Source organism: Actinoplanes sp. NPDC051537 (genome assembly GCF_055586105.1).
The window spans coordinates 23016-40644 of sequence record NZ_JBVJIU010000013.1; the positions used below are offsets into that span (position 1 = coordinate 23016).

Consider the following 17629-nt stretch of genomic DNA (forward strand, 5'->3'; position numbering starts at 1 on the left):
ATGGCCAAGGAACTCAGATTCGGCGCGGACGCGCGAACCCTCTTGCAGAGCGGCGTCGACAAGCTGGCCGAGGCGGTCAAGTCGACGCTCGGGCCCAAGGGTCGCAACGTCATCCTCGAGAAGATCACCGGCTCGCCCGTGGTCACCAACGACGGCGTGACGATCGCACGGGAGATCCACCTCAAGAACCAGTTCGAGAACATGGGCGCCCAGCTGGTCAAGGAGGCGGCCATCAAGACGAACGACATCGTCGGCGACGGCACCACCACGGCCACGGTGATCGCCCAGGCGATCATCCGCGAGGGCATGTCGGCGATCGGTTCGGGCGCCAACCCCGTACGGGTGAAGCGTGGTGTTGACCTTGCCGTGGAGCGCCTGGTCGAGCGCCTGCGCACGGTGGCGCGCGAGGTGAGCAGCGAGGAGGAGCTGACCCGGGTCGCCGCCATCTCCGCCAACGACGACGACACCGTGGGCGCGGTGATCGCCAAGGCGCTGCACACGGTCGGCGACGGTGGCATCGTGACCGTCGAGGAATCGCAGCGGCACGGGATGAGCGTCGACTTCGTGGAGGGCTTCGAGTTCGACAACGGCTACCTGTCGCCGTACATGGTCACCGACCCGGGCCGGCTCCAGGCGATCGTGGATGACCCGTACATCCTGCTCTGCAGTGAAAAGATCACCAAGGTGCAGCAGCTCATGCCGCTGCTCGACAAGATCATGCGGGCGCCCCGGCCGCTGATCATCATCGCCGAGAACGTCGAGGGCACCGCGCTGTCGATGCTCACCCACAATCACGTCAACGGCATCTTCCAGTGCGTCGCCGTGCGCGCGCCCGGGTTCGGCGACCGGCGGCTGCACAAGCTCGAGGACATCGCCGCGATCACCGGTGGCGCGGTCTACAGCCGGCACTCCGGCTTCACGCTCGAGACGATGACGCTCGACCAGCTGGGCCGGGCCGACCAGGTGCGGGTCGAGTCCGAGAGCACCGCGATTCTCGGCGGCGGCGGCTCGCCCGACGACATCGAGTTCCGGGTCACGCAGCTGCGGGCGGAGCTCGCCCGGGCGACGTTCGGGGCCGACGAGGACGTGCTCACCGAGCGGATCGGCGCGCTGACCGGCAAGGTCGCGATCATCCACGTCGGCGCCCCGACGCCGGCCGAGCTCAAGGAGCTGCAGCACCGGGTCGAGGACGCGCTGTCGGCGACCCGGGCGGCCATGGCCGAGGGGATCGTGGCCGGCGGCGGCGCGGCGCTGCTGCACGCGGCGGACGCGCTCGACGGCCTCGAGATCAAGGACGAGGACTACGCGACCGGCGTCGAGATCGTCCGGCGGGCGCTGCCCGAGCCGGCGTTCCTGATCGCCACCAACGCCGGCTTCTCCGGCCAGGAGGTGGTCACCCGGGTGACCCAGCTCGGCGCGGACGAGGGCTTCGACGCCCTCCAGGGCCGGTACGGGAACATGATCGAGATGGGCATCGTCGACCCGCTGCGGGTCGCCCGCTCGGCGCTGCAGAACGGCGCGTCCGTCGCCGGCCTGCTGCTCACCACCAACACGCTGGTGGCCGAGGAGCAGACGCCGTGGGGCGGCAGCCCGGCGCTGATGACCGAGATCGGCGAGCTCGACGAGGGTCTGCGGCAGCCGTCGCCGGACTCCAGCACCCCGCAGTCGCTGGGCCTCGGCCCCTCGGTCGCGTAAATGAGCGTCGCGGTACCCGAGTCCGCATTCCGCCAGCTGCGGGCTCGGGGTTCCATCACCCTGCTCGGTCCCGCCTTCGTCGCCGCCGTCGCCTACGTGGATCCCGGCAACTTCGCCACCAATTTCACCGCCGGCGCCCACTTCGGCTACACGCTGGTCTGGGTCATCGTGGTCGCCAACCTGACCGCCATGCTGGTGCAGTACCTGTCGGCCAAGGCCGGCGTGGCCACCGGGCGCGACCTGCCGGAGCTGTGCCGCGAGCACCTCCCCCGGCCGGTCTCGCTCGGGCTGTGGGTGCAGGCCGAGGTCATCGCGATGGCGACCGACCTGGCCGAGTTCCTGGGCGCGGCGGTCGGGCTCTACCTGCTGTTCCACGTGCCGTTGTTCCCGGCGGGGCTGATCACGGCGGTGGTGGCGTTCGGCATCCTGGCGCTCGAGCAGCGCGGCTACCGCCGCTTCGAACTGGCGATCGTCGGGCTGCTGGGCATCGTCCTGCTCGGTTTCCTGTACGACCTGCTGGTCGTCGGCGCGTCACCGACCGGTGTGGCCTCGGGCCTGGTGCCGCGGCTGGCCGGCGGCGACAGCCTGCTCCTGGTCTGCGGCATCATCGGCGCCACGGTCATGCCGCACGTGGTCTACCTGCACTCCGCCCTGACCAAGTCCCGGGTCGCCTGCCGCGACGACGGCGAGCGGCGCGAGCTGCTGCGCTTCCAGCGCCTCGACGTGATGATCGGCCTCGGCGCGGCCGGCCTGATCAACCTGTCGATGCTGGTGGTGGCCGCGTCGCTGTTCCACGGCACGTCGTTCTTCACCGGCGACGCCATCCAGTCCGCCCACGACGGCCTGGGCCGCATGGTCGGCGGCGGCGCGGCGCTGGCCTTCGCGGTGGCGCTGCTGGCGTCGGGCTTGTCCTCGTCGAGCGTCGGCACGTACGCCGGCCAGATCGTCATGCAGGGCTTCATCCGCCGCCGCATCCCGCTGTTCGTCCGCCGCGCGGTGACGATGGCCCCGGCCCTGACCGTCCTGGCGCTGGGCCTGCCGCCGACCGACAGCCTTGTCATCTCGCAGGTGGTCCTGTCGTTCGGCATCCCGTTCGCGCTGGTCCCGCTCCTGCTGGTGACCCGCCGCCGAGACATCATGGGCGTCTTCGTGAACTCCCGCCTGACGACGACCACCGCCGGGGTGATCGCCGTGCTCATCATCGGGCTGAACGCCTACCTGTTGTTCGACGCGTTCGCCCGCTAGCCTGGTCCGCCTCGGCCTCAACCGGCTGCCCGCCACACAGCGCTGCACCAGCCGCGAAAAGCGGTTCACCGCGATCGACGACCGCACCCGGCCGCGCGTGCTGCGCATCTACCCGCGCCGAGTTTCACGGGCACGTGCTCTCCGGCAGTTGCACAGCTAGCCGCGGCGGCGTGTGTCGCGCAGGAACGGCTCGAGCAGTTCGCCGGCTCGGGCGCGGATGCCCGCGGGGTCGCCGCCCGCCTCGATGAGGCTGGACGCGCTGTAGACGATCGCGTTGATCATCTCGGCGGTGGTGGCCGGGTCGGGCAGGTCCATCGCCCGCAGCGCGTCGATCAGCGGGTGGGACAGCTGCTCGTGCATGAGGCGGTTGCTGTCGTCCAGCTGCCGGCCGGGCGCGATCGCGGCGAGGGCCCGGGCCACCGCGTGCTCACCCTCGGCGACCAGCTCGAGGTTGGTGTCGACGTAGGCCAGCACCTGCGCGTCCGGCGTGCCCGCCGCGGTCATGGCGTCGGTCACCCGGGTCGACCAGCGGGGGAACACGTCCTGGACGAGGGCGTCGAGCAGGTCCTGGCGGGAGCGGAAGTACTCGTACGCCGAGGAGCGGGCCAGCCCGGCGCGACCGGCGACCGCCGCGAGTGACGGAGCGGCCCCGGGCTCCTCGGCCAGGATGGCACGGGCCGCGTCGAGCAGCGCACGATGTTTGGTGGCGCGGTGCTCGGCGACAGTGGGCGCCGAGATGCGCGGCACCGTGCCTCCTTCACTCGCCTAGCCGGACAGCTTTCCGTCGACCATTTCTACCACCCGGTCGCAGTGCCGGAGCACGTCGGCGTCGTGCGTGACCATCACGGTCGCCACCCCGGCGCGTTCGGTCTCGCGGGCCAGCAGCTCGACCACCTCATGGCTGCGGGCCCGGTCCAGGGCCGCCGTCGGCTCGTCGGCCAGCAGCAGCGACGGGCCGCCGATCAGCGCCCGGGCGATGCCGACCCGTTGCCGTTCGCCGCCGGAGAGCTGGTGCGGGCGCCGGTGCGCCTTGCCCGCCATGCCGACCTCGGCCAGCAACTGCTCGGCGTCCGGCGTGCCGGGCCGCCGCCGGTGGAGGTGGTGGATGAGCCGCAGCTGGTCGATCGCGGTCAGCGCCGGGAGGAGATTGCCGCTCTGGAAGACGAAGCCGATGTGCTCGCGCCGATAGGCGGTGCGCGCCGCCGGCTTCATGGCGGCCAGGTCGTGGCCGTCGACGGTGACGCTGCCCGCGTCCGGCACGGTGAGCCCGCCGGCCACGGCGAGCAGGCTGGACTTGCCGGCGCCGGACGGCCCGACCACCGCCACCAGCTCGCCGGGCGCGACGGTCAGGCTCACCGCGTCCAGCGCCTCGATGGTGTCGTCGCCGTCGCCCAGGCGCAGGGTCACCCCGGCCAGGCACAGTCCGGTGCGGGTCGTGGTGCCGAGCGTCATCGCTGTGCTCCCAGGGCGGCCAGCGGGTTCACCGTGGCGATACGGACGATGGCGGTGGCCGCGCCGAGCAGGCCGAGCGTGATCAGCAGCCCGGCCGCGGTCAGGACGGCGGGCGTCTCCAGGGCGAACGGCACGTCTCCGCCGGCCACGAGGGCGCCCACGCCGATGCCGGCCAGCACCCCCGTAGCACTGGCGGCCACCAGGATGACCAAGGCCTGGGCGATGCCGTCGCGCAGCAGGTACGCGCGGGACGCGCCGATGGCCCGCAGGACCGCCAGCTCGTGCCGGCGATGAATGGTCCACACCGTGAAGAAGGCGCCCACGACCAGGGCCGAGATGGCGTACAGGAAGACCTGGATGAGCGTGAGGGTCGAGGTCTCGGCGGTGTAGCCGGGCGAGGCCGCGTACGAGTCGGCGAGCGTCAGGCTGGTGGTGTGCGCGGCGGCGTCCCCGGCCGCGAGATCGAGGGTGGCGCCCCTCCGTGCCTTGATCGCCACCGCGGTCGCCTCGCTCCCGGCGCCGGTGTGGATCCGGCGCCAGGTGTCGAGCGGCAGGTAGGCCACGTCGACGTGCCCGAACGTACGCTGATCGGCAGTGGCACCGACGACCGTGAGCCGGATGCCGAGCCGGTCGATCGTGACCGTGTCGCCGAGGCGCAGCCCGGCGTCGAGCAGCGTGCGGGAGACGACCAGCCCGTCCGCGCTGCCCAGCCGGGATCCGCGGGCCGGCGCCGGGTCCAGGAACGAGCCCGGCCGCACGCCGAACAGTGCCAGGTCGATCGGCGTCCCCGCGGCACTGTGCGCGTTCACCAGCACGTTGCCGAACGGCTCGGCCGCTTCCACACCGGGCTGCTCCCGCCAGGCCGCCACCTGCCCCTCATCGACGACGCTTCGCGAGAACGCACCGTCGACCCGGGTCCCCTCGGCGAACCCGAACGCGGTGACCGGCATCCGCCGCAGCCCCGACACACCGTCGTTGACCAGCCCGGACGACAGGCCGGACAGCAGCACCATGAGTACCGCGATCAACGCCACCACCGCACCCATCAACGCAAACCTCGAACGCGCGAACCGCAGTTCACGCAGCGCCAGGAACATGAACCCTCCCACAACTTGCCGACATGGCGTCGGCAACTATACCGACATGCTGTCGGCAAGTTGTGCGAGAGGTAGGAGGACGGCCGGCGGCGAATTACAGGCTTGTACTTCCGGCCCAGATCTTGTCGCTGAGCTGGGACGACGTCACGATTGACGGTGTCGGGGATGCCCGGGCGCCGGCAGCAATGGGCCGCTGGAGATCATGCCCACCCGCGGCCGGGCACCTCTCGACACCACGGTCACGCGGCCGCCAGCCCGATCAGGCCGATCACCGTGAGGGCCGCGCTGAGCAGCAGGAACGCCGTGTTGTGGGCGGTCCACCAGCGGATGCGGGTCTGCACGTAGGCGGGCACCTCGTCGGCGCGTACCACCCGCAGCGCGACCAGGTTGAGCGCCGCCACCAGCATCCCGAGCGCGCCGAAACCGGCCACCATCCCGGCGACCTGCGCAAAGGTGGTCGGATCCGCCATGACGTCATGTAACCCCGGTGATTTGCCGGCTCGTGTCTCACTCTGAGACGGCAAAAGGCCGCCCCGCGACCGAGGCGGCCTTTCCCGGCGCGGCGTCAGCCGGCGATGGCGGTGATGCCGCCGACGACCATGGCCACCACGACCAGGACGGCGACCACGAAGCCGACGATGCCGAACCCGCGGGCCGCGCCGGTCAGCGGCCGGCCGCCCTTGGTGAGCCCGGCCAGCCACGCCGCCGCGGCGCCGAGCACGGCCGGCGCCCCGGACCAGAAGAGCGGCGCCGTGATCAGCGCCAGCGCGCCCAGCACGATCGCCCCGACCTTGGCCTTCGCCGGGTCACGGACCAGCGGCAGGGCGACGGCGAGGGCCACGACGAGGCCGGCCACGCCGACCACGGAGATGCTGACGATGCTGTCGATCGGCCCCTGCGGCCGATGTGGGTCGTTGTCGGTGAACACGATCTCGGCCAGCTGGAACGCGAGGTTGAGGACGGTGGACAGCAGGAACGCTCCCCCGACCAGGACCGGGCCGGAAACGCCGCGGCTGGTGCGGATGTCGGTGGTGGTGGCGGTGGCGGACATGGCTGGTGCCTCCGTTCGACGGTACGACCAAGTGATGCGTCCACCGTGGCGGCCGGCGTGTCCCGGGCAGAAGGCCCGCGGCGTCCCGGGTTGTCCCGGCCGGTCCCGCGCCTCTGGGCCGCCGGGCCCGCAGCCCGCAGTATGGACCTGTGACCGACTCCGTCGCAGGTGGGCTCTCCCGGGGCGTGGTCGCCGCGGCGCTGGCCACGGCGGCCGGCATCGTGCCGGGCCTGCTCGGCTTCAGCGGCGACACGCTGCCGCCCGCGGCCGTGCGCTCGCTGGGCTGGCCGGCCTTCGGCCTCGCCGCGGCGCTGCTGCTCGACCGCGACCCGCGTTCCCGGCTCGGCCGCACGCTGGCGGCGCTGGCCGTCGTCCCGGCCGTGGTGGCGCTCAGCGTGGGCCGGCCCGCCTGGGACCGGATCGAGGCGCGCTGGGAGCTGCTCGGCGTCGCGCCGGTCGTCGCCGCGTTCGCGCTGATCGCCTGGGCGATGGACCGGCCCGCCGACCGGATGTCCCGCCGCCGCCTGATCTGGTTCGTGGTGTGGGCCGCCGTCCTTATCGCCGCGCTGGTCCTGACCCGGGGATCCCGCGCCCAGGCCCTGGTGACGATGCTCGGCCTGTGGGCCATGGCCGCCGTCGTCCTGCGGCTGGCCACCGCCCGCGAGCTGCGGCCGGTCGGTGAGCCGCTGGTCGACCTCGGGATCGGCGCCGCCACGATCGCCTGCGGGGCCGGGGTCGGCACGCTGCTGCGGGTCGTCGGCGCCCGGGCCGGGCTGCCCGAGCCCGACCTGTCCGGCGCGTTCGCCGCGGTCGTCACCACGGCGCTCGTGCTGCCCGCCGGCCTGTGGCTGCGCCGGGCCTTCGTGCAGCACCGCTACGGCCGCGGCACGCTCACCCCGGCCGACGTCGCCCAGATCACCGCCGGCCTGCACACCCTCAGCGACGCCCGCGAGCTGCTCGGCAAGGCGGCGGCGATGGTCGCGACGGCCAGCGGCCACCGGACGGTGGGGCTCGTGCTCGGCCCGGACGCGCCCGAGCACGGCGTGCTCCATCCGCTGGTGGTCGGCGGCGACCGGGTCGGCACCCTGGTCGTCGAGCCCGCCCACCCGGAAGGCCCGGAGCCGCGGCAGCAGCGTACGGTCGACCAGCTCTTACCCACGGTCGCGCTGGTGGCGAAGGCGGTGGGCCTGGCCGTCGAGGCCGACCACGCCCGGCGCGACGTCGACCGGCGGCGCGACGCCGAGCGCGCCCGCATCCTCGGCGATCTGCACGACGGTCTCGGCCCGTCGCTGGCCGGGATGAGCCTGCGGGTGCGCGCCGAGCTGCGCCGGCACCCGTCGCCGCTGCTCGAGGCGCTGGCCGCGGAGCTGGCCGGGTGCCGGGGCGACCTGCGCCGGATCGTCTCCGGCCTCACCCCGTCGGTGCTGGCCGACGGCGACCTGGCCGGGGCGCTCGGCACGCTGGTCGGCGCGTTCGACGGCAACGGCCCGGCGGTGACGCTCGCGGTCTCGCTGGATTGCCCGGTCGCTCCCGAGGCGGCGGTCGCGGTCTACCGCTCGGTGGCCGAGGGCGTGACCAACGCGCTGCGGCACGCCCAGGCCGGCCGGGTGACGGTGTCGGTGCGGGGCCGGGCCGGCGGTGGCATCGTGGCCGAGGTCGGCGATGACGGCAAGGGCGGGCCCATCGTGTACGGCGTGGGCCTCTCGTCGCTGCGCCGGCGCGCCGAGGAGCTCGGCGGCGTCCTCGACGTCACCGCCGCCGGCACCGGAACCCGCCTCCGCCTGGAGCTCCCGTCATGATCAGAGTGCTGGTGGTCGACGACCACCCGATCGTCCTCTCCGGCCTCTCGGCGCTGGTCGAGTCGGACGGCGACCTGTCGCTGGTGGCGGCGGCCCGCTCGGTGACCGAGGCGCTGGCCGTGACCGCCGAGCCGGCCGTGGCCCTGCTCGACCTGAACCTGCCCGACGGCGACGGCATCACCCTCGGCGCGACGCTCAAGAAGCGCTGGCCCGCCCTGCGGGTGGTGGTCTTCACGATGCACGCCGACGACCAGTTCGTGGTCCGCAGCCTGGGCGCCGGCCTCGACGGCTACCTGCTGAAGGACTCCGACCCCGACGACGTGCTGGCCGCCATCCACGCCGCGGCCCGCGGCAGCCTGGTGATCGGCCGCGGCGCCCAGGCCGCCGTGGTCGCCGCCGCGGCGGCGGCCCCCCAGCCCGGCGCGCTGGCCGCCCTCGACTCCCGCGACCTGGAGATCCTCGAGCTGCTGGCCCAGGGCCTGACGACGTCCCAGGTGGCGTCCCGCCTGTTCCTGGCGCCCAAGACCATCCGCAACCGGGTCTCGGAGATGCTCGGCAAGCTCGGCGTGAGCACCCGCGAGGAGGCGATCGCCCTCATCCGCCGAGGCCCTCGATCAGGATGAGCAGGCCGATCCCGATCAGCACGACCGGCAGCAGGAGGTGTCCCCAGCGGCCGAGCGCCCGGGCGATCAGCGGCCGGGTGGCGAAGAACCGGCCGGCCGCGACCCACACCGCGACGAGCACCAGGAAGACGACGACGTAGACGGTCGTGCCGCCGGCCGCCGCGGTGGCGAAGACCGGCACGTACACGCCGATGTTGTCCCCGCCGTTGGCGAAGGTGACCGTGGCGACCTCGAGAATCCCCGGCGCCCGGTGCACGGCCGGCGCGTCGTCCTCGCCGTCGCCCCGGTGCCGCCACGCCTGGATCGCGGCCTTGACGCCGAGCGCGATCGGCAGCAGCCCGAGGTAGGGCAGGACGGCGTCGGGCAGGAGGGTCGCCCCGAACGCGGCGGCGACGGCCACGGCCAGGATCCCGGCGAAGCCGAGGTACTGCCCGAGGGCGATGTTGCGGGTCGTCCGGGCGTGGCCGGCGCCCTGCGCGAAGAACAGCGCGAGGACGAGCAGGTCGTCGACGTTGGTGACCGCGAACAGGCCGGCGGCCTGCGCGATGACGGTCAAGGCTTGCGGGCCGCGGCCACCCAGACGTTGATGTCGGAGCGCTGCGGGATGACGGCGCCGGGGTCGGGGCGCCACTCGCTGGCCGGGACGATGCCGGGCGGCACGAGCTCGAGGCCCTCGAAGACGGTGGCGAACTCGTCCTTCGAGCGGGTCCAGACGTCGGATTTTCCCTCGTCGATCAGCTGCTGGTAGAGGCGCTGCTGTTCGGGGGTGCCGAAGTCGCTGGTGGCGTGGGTGGCGACCAGGTAGCTGCCGGGCGGCAGGGCGTCCATCAACTGGCGCACGATGGGGGCGGTGGCGCCGTGGCCGCGGATGAAGTGCAGGACCGCGATCAGCATCAGGCCGACCGGCTCGGTCAGGTCGAGCGTCTCGCCGACGACGGGGTTGGCGAGGATCGATGCGGGATCGTTCAGGTCGGCCTGGATGTACGCGGTGCGGCCCTCGGGACTGCTGGTGAGCAGTGCCCGGGCGTGGACCATCACCATCGGGTCGTTGTCGACGTAGACGACACGGCTCTCGGGTGCGACCGACTGGGCGACCTCGTGCGTGTTGTCGGCGGTGGGCAGGCCGGTGCCGATGTCGAGGAACTGGCGGATGCCGGCCTCGGCCGCGAGGAACCGGGTCGCCCGCTGGAGGTAGGCCCGGTTGGCCAGGGCGCCCGCCCGGACCTTGGGGAACAGGGCCTCGAGCTGGTCGCCGGACTCCCGGTCGGCCGCGAAGTGGTCCTTGCCGCCGAGCCAGTAGTTGTAGCGCCGGGCCGGGTGCGCCACCGTCGTGTCGAGGTCGTCCACACGCGAATGGTAGTTCACGTTCGATCAAGGGCCAGGGCCCCGTCCGGGTGATTCGCGGCCAGCACCGCCGTCTTGGCGAGCAACTCGGCCCGTTCGGCGGCCGCCTCCGAGCCCCACGTGATGCCGCCACCCGCGCCGTAGGTGGCCGTTCCGGACAGGCGATCGACCGTGGCCGTACGGATGGCCACGTTGAACCTCGCGCGGAACTCCGCGGCCGGGGGCGCCACCATGCCGACCGCGCCGCAGTAGACGCCGCGCGGCCCGCTTTCCAGATCGCGGATGATGCGCATGCTGCTGGCCTTGGGCGCGCCGGTCACCGAGCCGCACGGGAACAGCGCCCGGAAGACGTCGACCAGCCCGGCTCCGGGCCGCACCGAGGCCGCGACTTCGGAGACCATCTGCCACACCGTCGGATAGGCCTCGAGCGCGAAGAGCTCGGTGACCTCGACGCTCCCGACCGTGGCGACGCGGGACAGGTCGTTGCGCAGCAGGTCGACGATCATCAGGTTCTCGGCCTGCTCCTTGGCGCTGGCCCGCAGCCGTCGCGCCTGGTCCCGGTCGTGCGCCGGGTCGGTGCCGCGGGTGGCGGTGCCCTTCATCGGCCGCGTCCGGATCCGGTCGCCGGTCCAGTCGAGGAACAGCTCGGGGCTGGCGCTCGCCACCACGAAACGGCCCATCTCCAGGTACGCGTTGAAGGCACCCCGCTGGGCGGTGGCGATAAGGCGATAGAGGTCGTACGGGTCACCGGTGACCGCCGCGCGCAACCGGTCGGTGAGATTGCACTGGTAGGTGTCACCGGCCGCGATGTGCTCCCGCACCTTCCCGACCGCCCGGGCGTGGTCCGCGTCCGACCAGGTGAGCGCCCAGTCGAGCGCGGCGCGGGCGGGCGTGACGGGCCGGACCGGGGACGGCGGGCCGCCGACGCCGAACCACACCAGCGGCGGGTCGCCGGGCGACGGCGGCGCCACGACCAGCGCGGGGTCGAGCCCGGGAGCGGCCTCGTAGGAGACGTGGCCGTACGCCCACTCCCCCGCCGCGGTCAGCCGCTCGACCTCGGCCAGGGCCGCCGGGACGTCCTCCGCCCGGTCGGTGGTGATCACCCGGCGCGGCGGTGGGAAGGCGAGAGCGCGGCCCGCGACCAGGTCGTCGAATCGGGCCCGGATTACGGCCGTCACGCGGTGCTCCCTTCGCCCGGGTCGGACTTGCGGCTCCCGGGGGACTATCTCCCCGAGTCGCGCGCCGGCGGCGTGGTTGTGGTGGACGACACGACGCCGGCCCCCACTCTTCGCATCGGCCGACAAGTCTTGCCTTCGACCGAAACGGGCCGGTAACGTGCCCGCCACTAGCTCGGTTTAGTGGAGGTCAGGATGGCCTTGAACACGTCCCAGCGCAAGACCTACGAGACCGTCGTGGCGCACCGCGACGGCGCCTTCGTCCGGGAACGGCCGCCCCTGTTCAGCCCGGCCGCGGCGGCCCAGGACGCGGCCAACGGCAAGGGCGCCTACGCGCCGTTCGCGCAGATCCTGATGCCGCAGGAGTACACCGGCTGGACCGTCGAGAGCACCGCCCACGTCCGCGGCTGCTACCTCGGCGACTGGACGTCGCTCAACAAGATCGAGGTACGCGGGCCGCAGGCGCTCGCCTTCCTCGCCCGGCTCGGGATGAACGACCTGACCAGCTTCGCGCTCGGCCAGATCAAGCACCACGTGCAGCTCGACGACCGGGGCCGGGTCGCCTCCGAGGGGGTGCTCTGCCGGCTCGCCGACGACCGGTTCCTCTACACCGCGGGCAGCGGCGACTGGCTGCGCTGGCAGTTCACGCTGGGCGACTGGGACGCGGCGGTCGAGGACGTCAGCCCCGACCTGTTCATCTTCGGCGTCCAGGGGCCGAGGTCGCTCGCGGTGCTGGAGAAGGCGACCGGCGAGAGCCTGCGCGACATCGGCTTCAACCGCAGCCGGCCGGCCCGTCTCGGCGACGTCGAGGTGCGGGTGCTGCGGACGGGGATCTCCGGCGAACTGGGCTATGAAGTGCACGGCCCCTCCGCGTACGGGAACGAGGTCTGGAACTTGATCTCGCAGGCCGACGACGGCGTGTGCCTGCTCGGGCTGCGCTCGCAGTCGGTGCAGCACATCGAGGCCGGGATCGCGACCAACGGGCTGGACTACCTGCCGGCGGCGATCCTCTCGCCCGGGGCGCCCACGCAGTTCCGCCCGGGGCGCGGGCCGGGCGGGAGCTTCGTGCCGAGCGGCGTCGAGGACTACTTCCGGACGCCGGGCGAGCTCGGCTGGCAGCGCGGGAAGGTCGCCGGCCACGACTTCCTCGGGCGCGACGCCCTGATCGCCGCCGGTCCCTCGCCGCGCGTGCTCGCCGGGCTCACCTGGAACCGGCAGGACGTGGCGGCCGTGTTCGCGGGCGTCTTCGACGGCGTCGAGCCGATGGAGCTGCCCCGGCTCAACGGGCCGAGCTTCGACCAGGTGCGCCACGACGGCCGGCCGGTCGGCGTGTCCACCGGCCGCGCGCTGAGCCTCAGCGTGGGCGCGACCATCTCACTCGGCGTTCTCGACCGGGAATTCTCCGCGCCCGGCACCGAGCTCGGCGTGCTCTGGGGGCGCCCCGGGACCGCGCAGCGCGAGATCCGCGCGACGGTGACGGCGCTGCCGTTCAAACCCGATCGACGACGGACGGACGTCGCCGCGGCGCCCGCGTGAGGGAGTGCCGGGCGATCAGCGAGGCGACGCGGCCCGGCAGGCGGCCGAAGCCGGCGACGACCGCCATCGCGACCGGCAGCAGGAAGATCACGTAGCCGAGGGCGAGGTGGGCGGCGAACGCCTCGTCCTCGGGCTGCTCGCTGAACGCTCCGGCGGTGGCGAGGAAGAACTGGGCCACCACGAGCAGCGGGAGCAGGGCGGCGAAGGTTCCGCGCATACTGGTCCGGCGACGCGGACCGGGAGGGTGTTCGCGTCACGTTTCGAGCCCCTGCGTCGTCGGAGGGACATGACCGACCCGGAACTGGCCGCGATCATGAGCGAGCGCCGGCAGCTGATCAACCTGGCCTATCGGCTGCTCGGGTCGCTGGCCGACGCCGAGGACGTGGTGCAGGAGACGTACGCGCGCTGGTACGCCCAGCCGCCGGCGTCACGGGACGCGATCGAGAACCCGGCCGCGTGGCTGACCCGGGTGGCCGGGCGCATCTGCCTCGACCAGCTGGGGTCGGCGCGGGTCCGGCGGGAGCGGTACGTCGGCGAGTGGCTGCCCGAGCCGGTTCCCGACGTGTCGGCCGATCCCGCCGACCGGATCACCCTGGACGAGTCGGTGAGCATGGCCTTCCTCGTCGTGCTGGAGGCGATGACGCCGGCCGAGCGCGTCGCGTTCGTGCTGCACGACGTGTTCCGCTACCCGTTCGCGGACGTCGCCGAGATCGTCGGCCGCACGCCGGTGGCCTGCCGGCGGCTGGCGTCCTCGGCCCGCAAGCGCATCGCCGCCGCCCACCCCAACCAGCCCGCCGCCGCCCAACCCGCCGTCGCCCAGCCGGGTGCGGCTGCCCAGCCGGGTGCGGCCGCCCAGCCGGGTGCGGCTCAGCCCGGCGCGGCCCAGCCCGGCGCGGCCCAGCCGGGCGCGGCGTGGCCTTCCGCGGCGGCCCTCGCGGAGCAGGCTCGGGTCGTGCGGGAGTTCAAGCGGGCCTGGGAGGCCCGGGATGTCGCCGCGCTGGTCGGGCTGCTCGACCCGGCCGCCGTCATGGTCGCGGACGGCGGCGGGGTGGTCCGGGCCGCGCTCCGGCCGATCGAGGGGGCCGAGGCGATCGCGCGCTACGCCGTCGAGCTCGCGAGCTTCGCGCCGGGGCTGACGATCGCCGAGCGTACGGTCAACGGCCTCGCCGGACTGGTCGCCCAGCGCGCGGGAATCACCGCGGCCGTGATCGCCTTCGAGGTCGCGGACGACCGGATCGCGAGGATCTGGGCCGTCCGCAACCCCGAGAAACTGCGGCCGTGGCTCAGGAACGGATGAACTCGAGCAGGTCGGCGTTGATGGTGTCGGCCTGCGTGGTGGGCATGCCGTGCGGGAAGCCCGCGTACGTCTTCAGCGTCCCGTTCTGCACCAGCTGGGCGGAGAGCGGGGCCGAGTCGGCGTAGGGCACGATCTGGTCGTCGTCGCCGTGCATGACGAGAACCGGAACGCTGATCCGCTTGAGGTCCTCGGTGAAGTCGGTCTGCGAGAACGCGACGACGCCGTCGTAGTGGGCCTTGGCGCCGCCCATCATGCCCTGCCGCCACCAGTTCGCGATGATCGCCTCGGACGGCTCGACGCCGTCGCGGTTGAAGCCGTAGAACGGGCCGGACGCCAGGTCGCGGTAGAACGCGGAGCGGTTCGCCGCCAGCCCGCTCTGGATGTCGTCGAAGACCTTCTTGGGCAGGCCGCCCGGGTTGGCCTCGGTCTGCACCATGATCGGCGGGACCGCGCTGATCAGCACCGCCTTGGCCACCCGGCTCTCGCCGTGGCGCCCGATGTAGTGGGCGACCTCGCCGCCGCCGGTCGAGTGGCCCACGTGGACCGCGTCGTGCAGGTCGAGGTGGGCGGTCAGCGCCGCCAGGTCGTCGGCGTAGTGGTCCATGTCGTGGCCGTCGCTCGTCTGCGTCGACCGGCCGTGCCCGCGGCGGTCGTGCGCGATGACCCGGAAGCCGTTCTGCACGAAGAACAGCATCTGCGTGTCCCAGTCGTCGGCCGACAGCGGCCAGCCGTGGCTGAAGACGATGGGCTGCCCCGAGCCCCAGTCCTTGTAGAAGATCTCCGTGCCGTCGGTCGTGGTGATGTAACCCATCGTTTCCCCCTTCGGAGTGCTTCTCCACCAGGGAACTTATGCCGGTCCCCGCGCCCCGGCCAGGGCGCGGGGACTTTGTGCGATCAGTGCCACCTTCCGTTGTCAGGAGGCCGCGCACGTGGCAATGGGAGCGCTCGCATTGCCGTCGGCGAGGAATCCGAACGTGGTCTTCGCGCCCGCCGCCAGGGCCCCGTTCCAGGTCGCATTACGGGCGGTGACCGTGCCGCCGGAGGTGGTCACGTCCGCGCTCCAGGCCTGGGTGATCTTCTGGCCGGAGGCGAGTTGCCAGGTGGCCGTCCAGGCGTTGATCGGGCTTCCCCCGGCGGTAACGGAAACTTCACCCTGGAAGCCCCCGGACCAACTGCCGGTAACCGTGATGGCGGCCGCGCAAGTCCGCCCTGCGGGGATCGTCGGCGCCGTGGTGGGCGGCGTTGTCGGCGCGATGGTGGGAGGCGGCGTTGTCGGCGCGGTGGTGGGCGGCGTCGTGGTTCCGCCGTCCGTTGTCGCCACCTCGGCGTCGGTGAAGCGGGAGACGGACGGGTTCACATCCGTCTCGCCGGCCCGGCCGTCGCAGCCGCGGTCCGGGTTGAACAGCAGGTACGTGCCGGTCGAGCAGGCGATCGCGAGCTCGGCGTCGCCGCCGACGACCACGCTGCCGGAGAGGTTGGCGCCGCCCTGGATCAGCGCGTTGTCCTTGACGACCGCGTTGCCGCCGACCGTCGCGTCCGAGTTCACCCAGGAAAGGCCCTCGATGCGGGCGTTGCTGCTGACCGTCGAGCTGCCGTAGACGGCCGCGCGTGGTCCCACATAGGCGGTCGACGCCACGGAAGCCCGGTTGTCGACCCAGCCGCCGCCGTTGCTGTGCCAGTGGCCGCCGCCGGTCGCGGCCGGCTTCGTGTAGCCGGGCTCGTAGCCGGACGGGGTCGCCCCCGAGATGCCGAACTCGTACGGATACCGGTAGTTCTTGGTGTACCCGTCGAGGAAGCCGTAGTGGTGCACGGCCGCCGGGGCCCCGGCCACGACCAGGTAGACCTCGTTCTCGCCGGCCTGGGTGGGGAAACTCAGCTGACCGTCGGCGGCCGTGCTCACCGACCCGTACCGGGGAATGCCGTTCTTGACCGCCACGAAGCCGTAGCTCCACCCCGCGCCGGAAGCGCCGCTGGTGTGGCCCTTGAAGTGCAGGCGGATCAGCGAGCCCGAGGCCGACGCGGGCACGAGCTTGATCTTGTTGTAGCCGTAGTCGGAGGGCGCGAGCTCGGGCGCGATCGCATAGTGACCGGCCGACGTGTTGACCGCATCAACGTTGATCCCGTTGTACGCGTTGATGAAGCCGGCGCCGTACACGCTGGTGACGAACGGCAGGAAGTGCGAGCGGTTGCTGTAGTCGTAGGTGACCTGATGCTGGGCGTACTGCGCGATCTGGGCGTTGAGCTGGTCCGGGCTGAGCCCGGTGATGCGGCGGTACGTCTCGAGCGGGTGCTCGGTGCTGCGGGCCTCGTTCCACATCCGGTTGAAGATGCCGATCCCGCCGTTGGTGTCGACCAGGTACTGGACCAGCATCCAGGCGCCGTAGTGATGCCGGCTCGACGAGTACGCCAGGTTCTCGGTGCGCAGGAACCGGGTCAGGTCGCCGGCACCGCCGTCCGGATAGACCTGCATCGCCATGTACTCGGCGCTGGTCTCCCAGAACGTACCGGCTGACACATCCGTGAATCCCGTCCCGGATTTGCCGAGGAACGTGAGGTTCTGGAAGACGTGGCCGAGCTCGTGCGCGAGCCCCCACGAGCCGGGCAGGGCGGCGCCGGGCGCGATGTTGATGACGCCCACCTTGCCGTCCGCGCTGCCGCCGGTCGCCCACGCGTTCAGCTCGGTCCGGTTCCAGGTCTGGGTGACGATCACATCGATCTTGTACGTCGCCAGCAGTCCCGACTCGGGAGTGAACTTCATGGTGTTCACGTAGAACGAGTACAGCGACTCGAGCTGCTGCAGGATGTTGTCCGGATCGAACTTGTAGGGCGACGCGGCGCTCTTCGGGTCGGTGCCCGACTTCTCGCCCCAGAGCAGGATGAAGTTGGCCGACTCCTTGGTGCGGTCCTGGCTCCAGGGCACCTCGCCGGTGCTCTTCCAGGAGGCGGGGATGTAGACGGTCTTCGTGGCGGCGAACGCCTGAGGCAGCGTTCTTTCAAACGGCCCGAAACCGAGGGTCAGGCCGAGCACGAGGGTGAGAACCGAGCCCAGCAGCAAGCGGCGGGTCGACATGGCAGTCCTTCGTCGTGGATGGGCGGCACGCCGCGTGGGAGGTCGCCGACTCTCCCACAAAAGTCCTGGCCCGCCACGGCCGACGGGCCGCGAGGTTGAACGCAATCATGATGCCCCTTCGTGCCATCGTCAAGTGATTGACCTCGATGTTTGCGAGTTGAGTATTGACAGCCATGAAAAGACACGGCAATCATTTGTTAACGTTCACATCCCCCTGCAGCGTCCAGGCCACGTGCCGCTGCCCA

At 72.3% G+C, this 17629-nt stretch carries 17 protein-coding genes; 6 read left to right on the top strand and 11 right to left on the bottom strand.

Going from position 1 to position 17629, the window contains the following annotated elements:
* Nucleotides 1-1695 carry a chaperonin GroEL gene (gene groL, locus ACZ6TB_RS29825; protein ID WP_465559361.1) on the top strand — a complete coding sequence of 565 codons (1695 nt, stop codon included), beginning with the start codon at nucleotides 1-3 and terminating at the stop codon, nucleotides 1693-1695.
* A complete protein-coding gene (locus ACZ6TB_RS29830) occupies nucleotides 1696-2940 on the top strand; it encodes an Nramp family divalent metal transporter (protein ID WP_465559363.1) in 1245 nt (414 codons plus the stop codon).
* 156 nt (nucleotides 2941-3096) lie between these two features.
* On the opposite strand, the gene ACZ6TB_RS29835 is transcribed toward ACZ6TB_RS29830, so the two are convergent.
* The 5 genes from ACZ6TB_RS29835 to ACZ6TB_RS29855 form a co-directional block, all read right to left on the bottom strand.
* Nucleotides 3097-3687 (bottom strand): TetR/AcrR family transcriptional regulator, encoded by a 591-nt coding sequence (locus ACZ6TB_RS29835; RefSeq protein WP_465559365.1) that lies wholly within the window; start codon nucleotides 3685-3687, stop codon nucleotides 3097-3099.
* 18 nt (nucleotides 3688-3705) lie between these two features.
* The gene (locus ACZ6TB_RS29840) at nucleotides 3706-4392 is read right to left on the bottom strand and encodes an ABC transporter ATP-binding protein (protein ID WP_465559368.1); all 687 of its coding nucleotides are present in this window, start codon (nucleotides 4390-4392) and stop codon (nucleotides 3706-3708) included.
* Nucleotides 4389-5438: an ABC transporter permease gene (locus ACZ6TB_RS29845; protein ID WP_465559370.1), complete on the bottom strand. Its 1050-nt coding sequence runs from the start codon at nucleotides 5436-5438 to the stop codon at nucleotides 4389-4391. The genes ACZ6TB_RS29840 and ACZ6TB_RS29845 overlap by 4 nt, the downstream gene beginning before the upstream one ends.
* 290 nt (nucleotides 5439-5728) lie before the next feature.
* Nucleotides 5729-5959, bottom strand: coding sequence for a hypothetical protein (locus tag ACZ6TB_RS29850; protein WP_465559373.1), 231 nt, complete (start codon nucleotides 5957-5959; stop codon nucleotides 5729-5731).
* A 95-nt stretch (nucleotides 5960-6054) separates the two neighbouring features.
* Nucleotides 6055-6540, bottom strand: coding sequence for a hypothetical protein (locus ACZ6TB_RS29855; protein WP_465559374.1), 486 nt, complete (start codon nucleotides 6538-6540; stop codon nucleotides 6055-6057).
* Nucleotides 6541-6689: 149 nt separating this feature from the next.
* On the opposite strand from ACZ6TB_RS29855, the gene ACZ6TB_RS29860 reads away from it, so the two are divergent.
* On the top strand, nucleotides 6690-8339 hold the full coding sequence (locus ACZ6TB_RS29860) for a sensor histidine kinase (RefSeq protein WP_465559376.1): 1650 nt from the start codon (nucleotides 6690-6692) through the stop codon (nucleotides 8337-8339).
* Entirely contained in the window at nucleotides 8336-8962 is a 627-nt protein-coding gene (locus ACZ6TB_RS29865; RefSeq protein WP_465559378.1) for a response regulator, read from the top strand. Before ACZ6TB_RS29860 ends, ACZ6TB_RS29865 begins: the two co-directional genes overlap by 4 nt.
* Here the strand turns inward: ACZ6TB_RS29865 and ACZ6TB_RS29870 are convergent.
* From ACZ6TB_RS29870 to pabB, 3 genes are read right to left on the bottom strand one after another with little or no spacing between them, the layout of a single operon-like run.
* Nucleotides 8934-9518, bottom strand: a complete 585-nt coding sequence (locus tag ACZ6TB_RS29870; RefSeq protein WP_465559380.1) for a cadmium resistance transporter — start codon at nucleotides 9516-9518, stop codon at nucleotides 8934-8936. The genes ACZ6TB_RS29865 and ACZ6TB_RS29870 overlap by 29 nt on opposite strands.
* On the bottom strand, nucleotides 9515-10309 hold the full coding sequence (locus ACZ6TB_RS29875; protein ID WP_465559383.1) for an SAM-dependent methyltransferase: 795 nt from the start codon (nucleotides 10307-10309) through the stop codon (nucleotides 9515-9517). The genes ACZ6TB_RS29870 and ACZ6TB_RS29875 overlap by 4 nt, the downstream gene beginning before the upstream one ends.
* A gap of 14 nt (nucleotides 10310-10323) precedes the next feature.
* Nucleotides 10324-11484 (bottom strand): aminodeoxychorismate synthase component I, encoded by a 1161-nt coding sequence (gene pabB / locus ACZ6TB_RS29880; RefSeq protein WP_465559385.1) that lies wholly within the window; start codon nucleotides 11482-11484, stop codon nucleotides 10324-10326.
* A gap of 192 nt (nucleotides 11485-11676) precedes the next feature.
* On the opposite strand from pabB, the gene ACZ6TB_RS29885 reads away from it, so the two are divergent.
* A complete protein-coding gene (locus ACZ6TB_RS29885; protein WP_465559387.1) occupies nucleotides 11677-13017 on the top strand; it encodes an aminomethyl transferase family protein in 1341 nt (446 codons plus the stop codon).
* Here the strand turns inward: ACZ6TB_RS29885 and ACZ6TB_RS29890 are convergent.
* Nucleotides 12971-13234, bottom strand: coding sequence for a DUF6220 domain-containing protein (locus ACZ6TB_RS29890; protein ID WP_465559389.1), 264 nt, complete (start codon nucleotides 13232-13234; stop codon nucleotides 12971-12973). The genes ACZ6TB_RS29885 and ACZ6TB_RS29890 overlap by 47 nt on opposite strands.
* 69 nt (nucleotides 13235-13303) lie before the next feature.
* On the opposite strand from ACZ6TB_RS29890, the gene ACZ6TB_RS29895 reads away from it, so the two are divergent.
* Nucleotides 13304-14314, top strand: a complete 1011-nt coding sequence (locus ACZ6TB_RS29895; protein ID WP_465559391.1) for a sigma-70 family RNA polymerase sigma factor — start codon at nucleotides 13304-13306, stop codon at nucleotides 14312-14314.
* Here ACZ6TB_RS29895 and ACZ6TB_RS29900 read toward each other — a convergent pair.
* Nucleotides 14301-15125, bottom strand: a complete 825-nt coding sequence (locus ACZ6TB_RS29900) for an alpha/beta fold hydrolase (protein WP_465559394.1) — start codon at nucleotides 15123-15125, stop codon at nucleotides 14301-14303. The two genes, ACZ6TB_RS29895 and ACZ6TB_RS29900, sit on opposite strands and share 14 nt — an antisense overlap.
* Nucleotides 15126-15227: 102 nt before the next feature.
* On the bottom strand, nucleotides 15228-17384 hold the full coding sequence (locus ACZ6TB_RS29905) for a DUF6055 domain-containing protein (protein ID WP_465559397.1): 2157 nt from the start codon (nucleotides 17382-17384) through the stop codon (nucleotides 15228-15230).
* Between the last annotated feature and the right edge of the window lie 245 nt (nucleotides 17385-17629).